11 protein-coding genes and 1 pseudogene are annotated in these 12,525 nt (G+C 40.6%); 7 read left to right on the top strand and 5 right to left on the bottom strand.

Annotated elements, in window-relative coordinates:
* Window positions 1-48: 48 nt before the first annotated feature.
* Entirely contained in the window at window positions 49-798 is a 750-nt protein-coding gene (locus H6G28_RS03925; RefSeq protein WP_190669099.1) for an ATP-grasp domain-containing protein, read from the bottom strand.
* A gap of 83 nt (window positions 799-881) precedes the next feature.
* Between H6G28_RS03925 and H6G28_RS03920 the strand changes: the two genes are divergently transcribed.
* The gene (locus H6G28_RS03920; protein WP_190590318.1) at window positions 882-1,232 is read left to right on the top strand and encodes a hypothetical protein; all 351 of its coding nucleotides are present in this window, start codon (window positions 882-884) and stop codon (window positions 1,230-1,232) included.
* A gap of 122 nt (window positions 1,233-1,354) precedes the next feature.
* Here H6G28_RS03920 and H6G28_RS03915 read toward each other — a convergent pair whose 3' ends face one another.
* Window positions 1,355-2,353, bottom strand: a complete 999-nt coding sequence (locus H6G28_RS03915) for an RNA polymerase sigma factor, RpoD/SigA family (RefSeq protein ID WP_190590317.1) — start codon at window positions 2,351-2,353, stop codon at window positions 1,355-1,357.
* Window positions 2,354-2,795: 442 nt separating this feature from the next.
* Here H6G28_RS03915 and H6G28_RS03910 point away from each other — a divergent pair, with 442 nt between their 5' ends.
* Entirely contained in the window at window positions 2,796-4,295 is a 1,500-nt protein-coding gene (locus tag H6G28_RS03910; RefSeq protein WP_190669097.1) for an acyl-CoA synthetase, read from the top strand.
* 261 nt (window positions 4,296-4,556) lie between these two features.
* Here H6G28_RS03910 and H6G28_RS03905 read toward each other — a convergent pair whose 3' ends face one another.
* Both H6G28_RS03905 and H6G28_RS03900 read right to left on the bottom strand, forming a co-directional pair.
* Window positions 4,557-6,812 (bottom strand): DUF1796 family putative cysteine peptidase, encoded by a 2,256-nt coding sequence (locus H6G28_RS03905; protein ID WP_190669095.1) that lies wholly within the window; start codon window positions 6,810-6,812, stop codon window positions 4,557-4,559.
* 82 nt (window positions 6,813-6,894) lie between these two features.
* Complete coding sequence (locus H6G28_RS03900) at window positions 6,895-7,044, bottom strand: hypothetical protein (RefSeq protein ID WP_190590311.1); 150 nt, start codon at window positions 7,042-7,044, stop codon at window positions 6,895-6,897.
* Between H6G28_RS03900 and H6G28_RS03895 the strand changes: the two genes are divergently transcribed.
* The 4 genes and pseudogenes from H6G28_RS03895 (at window position 7,044) to H6G28_RS36685 (ending at window position 10,634) form a co-directional block, all read left to right on the top strand.
* Window positions 7,044-7,709: a Uma2 family endonuclease gene (locus tag H6G28_RS03895; RefSeq protein ID WP_190590310.1), complete on the top strand. Its 666-nt coding sequence runs from the start codon at window positions 7,044-7,046 to the stop codon at window positions 7,707-7,709. The two genes, H6G28_RS03900 and H6G28_RS03895, sit on opposite strands and share 1 nt — an antisense overlap.
* A gap of 262 nt (window positions 7,710-7,971) precedes the next feature.
* Window positions 7,972-9,138 carry an ABC transporter permease DevC gene (gene devC / locus H6G28_RS03890; RefSeq protein WP_190590309.1) on the top strand — a complete coding sequence of 389 codons (1,167 nt, stop codon included), beginning with the start codon at window positions 7,972-7,974 and terminating at the stop codon, window positions 9,136-9,138.
* Between the two features lie 20 nt (window positions 9,139-9,158).
* Window positions 9,159-9,833, top strand: a pseudogene (locus H6G28_RS36690) (DevA family ABC transporter ATP-binding protein); the annotation flags it as partial.
* A 30-nt stretch (window positions 9,834-9,863) separates the two neighbouring features.
* On the top strand, window positions 9,864-10,634 hold the full coding sequence (locus H6G28_RS36685; RefSeq protein ID WP_242054448.1) for a cyclic nucleotide-binding domain-containing protein: 771 nt from the start codon (window positions 9,864-9,866) through the stop codon (window positions 10,632-10,634).
* A 2-nt stretch (window positions 10,635-10,636) separates the two neighbouring features.
* On the opposite strand, the gene H6G28_RS03880 is transcribed toward H6G28_RS36685, so the two are convergent.
* Window positions 10,637-11,833, bottom strand: coding sequence for an HlyD family efflux transporter periplasmic adaptor subunit (locus H6G28_RS03880; protein WP_190669092.1), 1,197 nt, complete (start codon window positions 11,831-11,833; stop codon window positions 10,637-10,639).
* A 418-nt stretch (window positions 11,834-12,251) separates the two neighbouring features.
* Between H6G28_RS03880 and H6G28_RS03875 the strand changes: the two genes are divergently transcribed.
* On the top strand, window positions 12,252-12,446 hold the full coding sequence (locus H6G28_RS03875; protein ID WP_190590413.1) for a hypothetical protein: 195 nt from the start codon (window positions 12,252-12,254) through the stop codon (window positions 12,444-12,446).
* Window positions 12,447-12,525: the final 79 nt, after the last annotated feature.

Genomic DNA, 12,525 nt, shown 5'->3' with positions numbered 1-12,525 from the left:
AGCGACTTATTATCATTAATTTCTGCAAAAAATTCATTAATTTTCTTTTTAAATGAATACTCCAGTCAGTTCACACCATCGGGTCACAATTAAATCTGTATACAAAGACTTATCCAAACCATAGCTACCTAAAGCAAAACCATCGTTCCACTCAATCAGCGCAGTAACACCATCTGACAAAACACCAAAGTCAATCCCGTAAGCAGCAGTTCCTTCACCAGAAACGTTTAACAACTGCACTGCTTCTGTAATCACGCTTAAATCAACTGCTACAGATGAATTTCCCCAGTAATGTTTAATTCCCACAATCTCACCGCGAATCACAAAAACCCGATACTCTGACAACCACTCAACAACCTCAGAACAATATACAGGTGTACGGTGAGATGTTCCTTGCAAATACATTAAATCGCTGGGTGAGGCAAATACATGACCTGTAAACTGCTTTTTGCGATTTTGAGGTTTAGCAAATATGGGTGCATGATCATCATAAATTCGCTGAATAATCTGCCCAACTGTACTTTGCCAAATTTGCCGATGCAGAAATGCTTGTAAACACTGGGGATAATCAGTAAGATTTGGCAAATCTATACCTAGCTGTCGTAATGCGCCCAATACTACTGGGATATAACCAGCAACTAATGTGTCAGTAGCCAATGGTAGCTGTCGCCTGTGTAGACGTTTTTCGGTAAAAGTTTCAACCGCAATTCCTCGGTGATTTAACTCCGCCAATAAATCAGCCATTTCCGGTTCCATTCGTCCATTACCCTTTTCTTGGATAAATGCTTTCTGAATCATCTTGACCTTTGGTAGAGATGCCCCAGTCTAGACGAACTCTTCCGGTACTATTAAGTAAGTATCAAACAAATTTAATCAAGCCCATGTCTTCAACTCCTCTGACATTAAACTTAGTTGAAGGTTCTGTATCCTTCAGTTTTTCACCCCAAGCCGCACGAGAATTAAAAGCGGCGATTGATCAATTAATGGCAAGTCTGAAAGCTGTTGCGGCTAAACCTGCGGCTGGTGGTAAAGTCACCCCCCAACCGCCTTTAGAATATCGTTATACTGGCGAGGTATTTTTAGAAATTTTCTGTAATCCTAATATCTGGCCGACTCCCTTTGCTGCTAAAGTTTTGTTGACAGTGCGAGATGTCACCATTCGCTTAACTACAGAAGCTGAACTCACTCGCCTCATTGAAGACATTAACCAATATTTAGAACAAGTTGGGTAAACGGGTACTGAATTGAAAGTACTGTTAGCGGTAGCGGGGCGTTGAGCAGCGTGCTGAGTAAACATACTAATGACCAGCAGAGTGGGTACATAAACTCAAATCAAACATTTTTGCGGGAGGTATTAACTAGCCAAATAGCCGCTAATTTTATCTTTGTGTCGGCGAAGAGTGCTTAAAGCTTGCGATTCGATTTGTCGTACTCGTTCTCGACTAATACCCATCTGTTTGCCAATCTCAGATAAAGATAGGATATTTCCATCTGTCAAGCCAAATCTTAAGGTTAATATTTCGCGTTGCTGAGGATTTAATTTTAATAATAAATCTTGGATATTTTGTTTGAGAAAACTTTGGTCGGCGTATGATTCAGGAGAGATGCCATCATCTTCTAGCATACTAGATAATTCTGTATCTCTTTCGGGGCCGACTCGTAATTCTAAAGACAAAGGTTGGCGTGCTAAGAGTAGACAATCTCGAACTTGTTGTGGTTCTAAAGATAATGCTTGAGCAATGTCAACGGCGGAAGGAGTACGACCTAATTTTTGTGCTAGTTCCCGTTGAGTACGTTTGATTTTATTGAGTTTTTCTGTAATATGAATAGGTAGGCGGATAGTGCGTGCTTGTTCTGCGATCGCTCTTGTGATAGATTGACGAATCCACCAGTAAGCATAAGTGGAAAATTTGTATCCTCTTTGAGGTTCAAACTTTTCAACACCTCTTTCTAAACCTAAGCTTCCTTCTTGAATTAAGTCCAAAAAATCTAAATTGCGTTTTTGATATTTCTTCGCTATCGAAACAACCAGCCGCAGATTAGCCCTAATCATTTCTGCCTTGGCTTGATATCCTTGCTTGAGTTGTTGTAATAGTTCTGCTTCACTCAGATGGACAGATTCTGCCCATTCTGATTGTGTTGGTTGGCGCTGTAACTGCACAGTTAATTTTTCTTTAGCAGCCAGTAAAGTCATCATTTGTTGGACTTGCTGACCAAATTTTATTTCTTGTTCATGACTTAATAAAGGGATACGTCCGATTTCATGCAGATAACTACGCACCAAATCAGCCGGAAAAACAGATTTTCTGTTGGTATTGCTTGCTTCAATCGATTTATCAGATAGGTATTTCATTTTTCTATCATCCCTATAAGAATTTCTGGATTTAGCAGAAAATGATTAGCATCCTAAATATCAAAGGTTAAGTATTCGCTAAAATTTAGCCCGCGATAACTAGATACACTTTTCTATTTGAGAATTAACTTTTCTTAATGTAATAGCTTGATGTTACAGGAACTTGTCAAAGATTTGAAAAAATCATGTCTATGGAAAAATGATATCAGTTTTATTTGAGATATGAATAAAAGAGACAAGGGAGATAAGGGGGACAAGGGAGACAAGGGAGACAAGGGGGACAAGGGGGACAAGGTAGAGAGATGTTTATAAATTATTTAGGATTACTACTTAACTAAAAAATAACCAGTATAAATGAAGTTGAAAAAGTTCAGAAAAGTATTTAAAAGTGCTATATGCTTTCAGTAATTAGACTGAATTAAGTATAAATTGGTAAACAAAAGTGAATCTCCCTTTAATTACTCGTGCTGAAGCACATAACAAGAAAATAGCGATTATTGCAGATACAGGAGTATTTACATATCAAGATTTGCTGCAAGCTTCTGGTCAAATAGCGGCAAATCTATTACAAAATACAGTAGATTTACAAGAACAGCGAGTAGCTTTTTTGATTCCGCCTGGGTTTGAGTATGTAGCGACACAGTGGGGAATTTGGCGTGCTGGTGGTATAGCTGTACCTCTGTGTATTTCGCACCCAAGACCAGAATTAGAGTACGTAATTATCAATTCAGGCGCATCGATGATTATTGCCCATCCACAGTATGAGGATATCATGCGATCGCTCGCCACAGAAAACAATCTCAGATTTATCCTGACTTCGGACACACCACCAAATCATATTGTTAATCTGCCAGAAATAGATATTACTCGACGTGCGTTAATTCTCTACACCAGTGGGACAACAGGCAAACCCAAGGGTGTGGTGACAACCCATCAAAATATTCAAGCGCAAGTTACCAGTTTAATTACAGCTTGGGAATGGACATCAAGCGATCGCATTTTACACGTACTCCCCTTACATCATATTCATGGCATTATCAACGTCCTCACCTGTGCTTTGTGGGCTGGCGCAGAATGTCTGATGTTAAGCAAATTCGATGCAGAAGTTGTGTGGAATCGCATTTGCGAGGATGACTTAACTTTATTTATGGCAGTTCCAACGATTTATGTAAAATTAATCGCCGCTTGGGAAAGCACCACAGCTGAACGCCAACAAACTATGACCGCAGGTTGTAAAAAAATGCGTCTGATGGTTTCTGGTTCTGCGGCTTTACCCGTGCAGGTTTTAGAAAAATGGCAAAATATCAGTGGTCATTTTCTCCTAGAACGCTATGGAATGACCGAAATTGGGATGGCGCTGTCAAATTCTTTACATGGTCAACGTCATGCAGGTTATGTTGGTCAGCCTTTACCGCAAGTAGAAGTAAGATTAGTTGATGAAAGCGGAGAAATAGTACCAGCAGAAACACCAGGCGAAATTCAAGTTAAAAGCCCTGGCGTATTTTTAGAATATTGGCAAAATCCCCAAGCAACCGCCAAAACTTTTAAAGACGGCTGGTTTTGTACAGGAGATTTAGCGGTAGTAGAGAACGGAAATTACCGCATTCTCGGACGAATGAGTGTAGATATTATCAAAACGGGCGGCTATAAAGTATCAGCCTTAGAAATTGAAGAAGTGTTAAGAACTCATCCCGATATCCAAGAATGTGCTGTGGTGGGAGTTGCTGATCCTGAGTGGGGTGAGCGAGTTTGTGCGGCGTTGGTACTGCATCCCCAACGCCAGTTAACATTAGAATCCTTTCGGAGTTGGGCAAAAGAGCAATTGGCAGTTTATAAAGTGCCAACTAAAATACTCACAGTTGCCGAGTTACCCCGCAATGCAATGGGGAAAGTAACGAAGCCGGCAGTGGTTGAGTTATTTCGTTGCATAATTGCAGGATGATTTAGCTCACGCAGAGGAGGCAGCGCGTTGCGGGGGTTCGCCCCGTTGTAGCGACTGCCGTCGCGCAAAGACGCAAAGAGAACAAGGAGTTTGAAATCCTGTCTGATCAAATTTTATCCCATGATTCAGCAACGCCTAAAAATACGATCGCTCAAACTCTCATTCTCCGCGCCTCCCTTCGGGTTCGCAGTTCCTTCAAGTCGGCAAAGCCGCCCAACGGACTGCTCACTGCGTCTCTGCGTGAGTAAACAATCATAGTCTTCATTCCTTAAAGCGCACGTTGGGAGGACACCAAAACAAATTTTTGCTGGAAATACCCAAAGATTCTAAAATTCCCCGCATAATTTCTGTGCAGTACATCCAATGTTCCAAGTCATCATACATCCGGTCGGGATTAAACTCGGCATTGTAATGCAGCACATTGGGAATATCTAAAAACTCATCAGAGTTTTGGGGCGAAAGTAGCAAAAGTTGAAATGGCTTACCTTGGCAGTGTTTTTCTAGTTTGCTGACTAAATCTAACACGCCGCCGCGATCGCATATACCAGTGCGGACAAACAGTGCTTGGTCGCAATTTTCAACTGTGTACCAAAATCTTTGAGAACGTGCTGTATAGCGTACCCGCATCCGTTCATACACCGGAGACATATCATATACAGGGTTGTCTGTGGCTTCAACTTCATGGGCAAAGGATAAACCAGACCATTTGCTATGATAAATTCTCCCTGCTTCTGGACTGTAATCTAGCAAGCTGGGATTCCACATATCGTAAAAACGATTTTCAATGATATCTGCGATGTCTGCAATCTTGGTCGTGCGGGTCAAGTCAAAGGGAAAAGCCGGGCCATCATATTCCATTTTGTATAACATCATCCGCACCGCACAGCGATCGCCCAACGGCACAATTGCCACGCGACTAATGTCTGATAATTTACATTGATATCGAAATAACACCGCCGACTGTGATGGAATTTTCACTCGACTTTCCAGCCCATCTTTACCAATCATCATCGTGCGGAAGGGAATACCTGGGTGTAATGGGTCTTCGTAAACACCTGCTGGTACAGCTTTTAATGCTTGCCTGACTTCTTTCCACATGGGATGAATGTTATATTCATGGTCTGACTCATTAATTACCCAGAGGTGACTTTCATCTTTTTGCAAGATTCCCAAATGCCCATCATAAAACAAAACTTGGGAGTCATTGGGGGCGAATAAATTAAAAGCGGCAGTATATTCTAAATCAGATCCTGATGGTATTTCTACGGTTGTAGCGATCGCGCCATCTTCCTGTACAGCAAAAAATGGCAGTGTTCCCGGCTGGGGATTTTTGGCAACGTAAATACCAGGAAGCAACTTGGCTTTGCTCTGCACAACCGTTTGGAGTTCTTGCCAATAAGGCGCAATGGTGTAATTGTGGGGTGATGGATTACTAATTCGCAGACTTTTTTCTTCGATGTAGGCACAAACATAAAATCCCGCATGATCAAGATAAATCGGAATTTCGTTGGGTTGCCAGAAATGGGGGTTTTCTTTGGCTAATTTGGCTTTGTCGATATCAAATAATTGTAGGTCGATCGCTTCAAACATCAAGCGATGACCGAAGGTGTTGGGATGCGCCGGGTCAAAAGATATCCCCTCCCACCAGCGTCCTTGGCCATTATCTAAGGCTGGCAACCAATTCAAAATCGGCACACCCCAATTTAAAATTCTGTTGTGGGTATCTTTTAACAGCCAGTAATGCTCAGGAGAATAATTGTTATTGGGATAAACACCCCCTAAAATTGGCAACGCGCCGAGTTTGCGCGTCATTTTCACCAACTGCTGCAAACCGCTTTCAAACCGCCTTTGTACCGCCCGCCGTTCGTGGGGCGCACAATAAGCCAATCCTTCGTTCCCCAAAGATAAAGCAATAATTACGACATCAGGTTGTTCTGGTGTAACTACTGAAGCAAAGCGAGCGATCGTTCTGCTGACATTGGCTCCCGCTTCTGATACATTAACTACTCTATGCCCATATTTTTGTTGTAAAGTTTCCTCTAGTAGTCCAGCCCAACCGTCAAATAACCAAGCTTTATGACCCAAGGCCACAGAACTACCAATCACTACTATTTTTAAACTGTCAGAATCTGCTGTGAATACTGGTTTAGCAGTAGTTGACTGCTCAAGATAGCCGAAGGGATACGGCTGTAAATAACCGAATGCCCCGTCATCCACAACAATAGTACTGGAATGGTCATGGTTAATCGGTAGCCAACGATTCCACCCAAAAGCTTCCCATTCCCCATAATTACTAGTATTGAAACGCACATACTTGTATTCAATTTTCTGATCATCACCAGTATCTAAAGATGGCTGAATGTCAATTTCATCTGTCCACCATAAAGGATAGCGATCGCCACTGGTGCGGAGGCGAACACATTTAGTAATATCCCACGAACCCAACTCGGAAGTAGAACCAAGCAGCCCAATAGATTCACCAGTTTGGGTATATGCACTAACCTGGAAGCGATACATAAGATTTTTTGTGAATTTAAGAATAAAATGCCACTGGAAAGGTTGAATCCTCCAGATGCTTTGACAGTATCACATACTACATCTAAAGTCTGTATTCCAAGAACCTTCCAGAAAAATTCATAGCAATCAGGAAGGAAGTCCCGACAATAAATATTCTTTGGTGTCTGGTGAAAGCGTTATTATAGAGGCGATCGCAAATCACACTCCATCGGACTTGTAAGGTGTCTGGCAATGACCATCTCCTTAGAACAATTTAGCCAATCTTCTCTGGTGTTTCAGCAGTATGATGCAACTTGGCAAGACTATGAGAAGGTGCGAGATAACCCCGATATCGATTGGCGTAAAATTGCATTTCATCAGGGATGGTTGTGGGTTGATATGGGAACAGAAGGACTAGGACATTCTTCTTTTAGCGATTTGATAACCATAATTTTTGGTTTCTGGGCGTTCCTACACCCAGAGATAGTATTGCAATCCTACGGACGCTGTTTAATTGAAAATCCCGAAACCCACGCCTGTGCGCCAGATTTAGTTTTGTACAAAGGTGAAAATATTCCGAGATGGCAACCAGGTGAACCACGTCGGATTATTCTTGATCGTCATCGTCTACCGGATTTAGTGGGAGAAATTGCTGATACCACTTTAGGTATTGATTTGGATGAGCAAAAGCAACTTTACGCTAGTTTAGGAATTGCAGAATACTGGGTAATTGATGTTAAAGGAATGCGACTATTTGCATTTGGTTTAACTGCAACAGGTATCTATCAAGCGATCGAAGTTTCTCAGGTGTTGACAGGTTTACCCATCGCTCTGATTGAACAAACACTAGAAAGATTACCCCAAGAAACTAACACCGCAGCCGCTAATTGGTTAATGCAGCAATTACAAACAAAATAAGTGCAAATTTAGAATAGACAATTTGGCGTTGCATAAATGCGTGATTAATTAAGCTTTTTTCACAAGGTTAACGATAGATGTTTCGCGCAAAGGCGCAAAGGCGCGAAACAAAATTCATCCTCTTAATCAGCAACGCCTGTTTTTTTAGCCGCGAATTCCATTCGTCGGGGCTAGGTGCAAGATATGTCTATACAGTGATAGCAAAGGCATAAAATTGGGAAATTTAAGATTAATCTATTCCAATTGACACACAAAAGTTTACATGAATTTTTTGGGCAGAGTCCCCTTAGCTTGGTTGCAATTGACTCGCTATAAACTACGCCTAGTTGTAGCGATTTTAGGTATTGCTTTTGCAGCTATTCTGATTTTTATGCAATTAGCATTTTTAGATTCTCTCTATGAAAGCCAAACAGCACTGCATAAACTCCTCAAGGCTGATTTGGTTTTAATCAATACTGATATGAAAACTTTGGCGAACACTGGGGATTTTTCCCGCCAATATTTATATCGCGCCCTCAATTTTAGGGAAGTTGAATCTGTAAATTATGTCTACCACGCACGAGATGATTTCCGCTATGGTAGTGTTCGCGGCGGCAAAGGAATTATTATTTTAGGGATTAATCCAGATAATGTTCCTTTTGAGATTAAAGACTTTCAGACAGTTGCACATCTTTTAAAAGCTAGAGGCGTGGTTTTATTTGATCGTAACTCCGACGCAAAAGAATATGGCAGTGTTTTTCAAGATTTGCAAGTAGGAAAACCAATCGCGGCTGAAATAGCTGGACATCAGGTTTGGATTAGTGGCTTAGTAAATTTTGCTGGTGCTTCTTTTGCTGATGATGGTAATTTGATTACCAGTAGTATGACTTTTAACTATCTATTTCCTCATCGTTCTTCTAATAATATTACCCTGGGTTTAGTGACTCTTAAACCAGGAGTAAATTTACAGGCGATCGCTCAACAAATCCGCGCTCAACTTCCTCGCAAAGTGCGGTTGATGACACGCCAAGAATTTATCGAATATGAAAAGCATTATTGGGCTACTAGTGCGCCTATTGGATTTGTCTTTACTACAGGGGTTTTTGTCGGTTTCTTAGTAGGAGTAATTATTGTCTATCAAATTCTTTATGGTGAAATTACCGACCATTTACCAGACTACGCCGTTCTCAAAGCTAGAGGTTATAAACATCGTTTCTTTTTAAATATTTTGTTTCAAGAAGCATTGATTTTGGCAGTCTTGGGTTATATTCCTGGTCTAATCATGTCTTTGGGATTATATGCCATTGTCAATGGTGCCACATCTTTACCGATGAATATGACATGGCCGCGAGCTTCTCTGGTGCTGTTATTAACAATAATTATGTGCTTTACTTCTGGTTTTGTGAGTATGAATAAGCTCAGAGAGTCTAATCCGGCTGACCTATTTTAAATTAGTAATTAATCTGAATTATTGTGGTTAATCAAACAGTTATTTCTATTCAAAATCTCAATCACTTTTTTGGGGAAGCCGCACTCAAAAAGCAGATTCTATTTGATATTAATATCACTATTAAAGCCAAGGAGTTTGTCATTTTAACTGGCCCTTCTGGGTCAGGAAAAAGCACATTGCTGAGTTTAATTGGCTGTCTGCGTTCGGTACAACACGGCAGTTTAAATATTTTAGGACAGGAACTCAACGGTGCAACCCAAGAACAATTAGTCCAAATGCGGCGGAATTTTGGTTATATTACCCAATCCAGTAATTTACTCGATTTTTTAACAGTCCAGCAGAATATTCAAATGTCTTTGGAATTACAGCCGGATTTTTCTGTACAGGCGGCGCGGGCGAAAACAATTGCTATTTTAGAATCTGTAGGATTAAGGGAAAAAATCGATGTTTATCCTAAAAATCTGTCTGGGGGACAAAAACAACGGGTAGCGATCGCTTGTGCGTTGGTAACTCAACCCAAGTTGGTACTCGCTGACGAACCAACAGCCGCACTGGATAAATCTTCAGGACGTAATGTCGTCGCTTTAATGCACCGTTTAGCCAAAGAACACAATAGTGCTGTTCTCATGGTGACTCATGATCATCGCATCTTGGATTTGGCTGATCGGATTGTGCATGTGGAAGATGGCAAACTCGGTTTAGCTTTAAACCAAGAACTATCTTTGATGTTACCGGGTTTTGATGAAGCCTTACTAGAAAAAGCCAACACTAAACCAACCGTGTTGACTTACGCATCCGAGGAAATCATTGTTCGTCAGGGAGAACCAGCGACGAAATTTTATATTCTCCTGGAAGGAGATGTAGAAGTTTTCCAAGATTTCCCCGATCAGCCGACTCGCTTGTTAAATCGGCTGAGTCGTGGAGATTATTTTGGGGAAGTTGGTTTACTGCGGGGTGGAAAACGTACAGCAACAGTGCGTGTCACCAAAAATTCAGAAGTGAAAGTGATGGTGATTGAGGAAGAATTATTTCAGTTGTTCGTGAATAACTCAGAGTTGACTAGTAATGATGTCGTTCGTCGTTTGCATCAACGGGTAATGACAAGTCATTTATCCAAAGCCTTACCCAACGTCGATCCATCAGAAATTGTGGCGATCGCTTCTCAATCTAAGGGAAGTCAATACAAAGCCAATTCTATTATTGTTCAACAAGGGGAATTTGGCGATCGCGTCTACTTGATATTAGAGGGAGAAGTGGAAGTATTTGTGATTGATCAAGGGGAATCCAGAACAATTCAACTCAAATCAGGTGAATATTTTGGGAATGTACAATTTTCCAGTGGTCAAAATTATCCTGTTAATCTTCGAGCCATAGCTTGTACTGACGTTGAATTGATGGCAATTCATCGAGACAGTTTTTGTAATTTAATTTTAAAATCCAATACAAATTCCGATATCGTAGCTGCTGCACTCCACCATCAATTTCTCAACTTGTGATTTCAATTAATCTGAATTGAGGCTCTAACTTGTAACTTATTCAATGTCCTCACCCGTTCGCTGTCATCGGGACGCAGGCGAATTTTCACTTTCACGATTCTAACATCAGCTTTGGCGGTGGGATCATCATTAATGATTCCTGGCTGTTCAATTTGCAATCCAATTTGATCTACCTCTCCTTTGATTTCTCCAGTAAATCCACCATATTCACTGACAATTGTTGCTTCCTGACCGATTTTTACATAATGAATATCACTTTCGTAAACTTCAGCAATCACATACATTTGTTGTGTTTGTCCGATATCAACAATTCCTTTATTACCCACAACTTCACCAACTCTGGTGTTAATACTTAAAATTTGCCCAGCTACGGGTGCTTTCACATAAAGAGATTCCAAATCAACTTTTGCTTTTTCTAATTGAGATAAAGACTCATTCAATTCTGCTTTAGCAACTAAAATATCTGTGGGTTTGACATGAGCTAAACTATCTAATGTTGCTTCCGCAGCTTTTACACGTTCCTTACCGATGCTCACTTGTTTGCGGAGATTGGCTTTGGCTTCTTGCAATTTTTGTTCCTCAATCTCCACTTGTAAACGTCTCTTTTCCGTTTCAGCTACAGAAACCGCTCCTTTATCCAATAACTCCTTGTAGCGTTCATAGTCATCTTGGGTTTTGCGTAATTCAATTTCTTGACTAGCAATCACAGATTGTTGCACTTTGATATTTTCAGTTAATTCCGCTTGTGTTTCTGCAACTTTCATGCGTTGGGCTTCAATTTGTCCAGACTCTTCACCAGCTTGCACCTGCGCTAAACGCGATCGCGCCACAATCACTTTCGCTCTGGCATTTTCTATACTTGCTTGATATTGGTTCACATTATCCATAACTGCAATAATTTGGTCTGCACTCACTTGTTCCCCTTCTTTTACCAACAGTTTCGCCAAACGTTGATTTGCGCCTGTCGCAGACAAATGAATAATATCTCCTTGTGGTTCTAATATTCCTAAAGCTGCCACACGAACTATAGACTGTTGACTACTTGATGTTGCTTGTAATTTATTCTGATTAGTATTCCTTGATTGCCTATTAATAATCACAACAGCAAGAATACTAATCGCAGTAATGATGGACAAACCTATAGTAATTAATTGTAGCTTTGATATCGGTTTATTTTGATTAAATTCAATTTTTATCATTGTTGTATCAGAAAAAAATTCTGTTATGAAATATGATGATTACAAATAGAATGAGAAAATCATGTTCATTTTAATGAGCATGAAATATAGCAGTCTTATTTGATATATGCACAACACAGAAAAAGGATGTCAGGCGGACAAGGAAGGCAAGGGGGAGATATTTGTAAATCATTGAGGATTGCGGTAGATGTATAATTGATATGTTTATCCAGGTATTTTCCTGCTAAAAATATTACTTTGTAGGTTTGTAATTCTAGACATCAGGTTGACCGATTCTTATTTTCAGTTTTCCCTTAACAGTGGCTTCGCTAACAATTATCTGGTAAAAGAATTTTGGCGCGAGTTTAGTCGGGTAGTGAGTATGTTGAGTCTAGGCTTTGGATTGGGGTTAGTTGGTGGGTATCAATTAGGAGAGACTATGAAGCGTTATCAGGTCATAATTGCAACTACTACTGGAACATTAGCTGCGATCGCTTTTGGCTATTTCGGAGTCCAAACACTCGGCAAAGATACAATGTACAGTATCAGCGCGGGAATGTTTGGAGTGGGAGCGGGAGCTTCTGTGAGTCAAGTGGTAAGCAACAGAAAGCAGCGACGGACAGTAAGAACTTAATTAGAAAGTCAATAGCCAACAAAAATACCCCCTGATTGATCAAACAGAGGGTGAAAAAATTTTGGATTTTATATTCAAA

Source organism: Nostoc sp. FACHB-190 (assembly GCF_014696905.1).
Classification (GTDB): domain Bacteria; phylum Cyanobacteriota; class Cyanobacteriia; order Cyanobacteriales; family Nostocaceae; genus Nostoc_B.
This window is presented reverse-complemented; position numbering and strand designations above follow the sequence as displayed.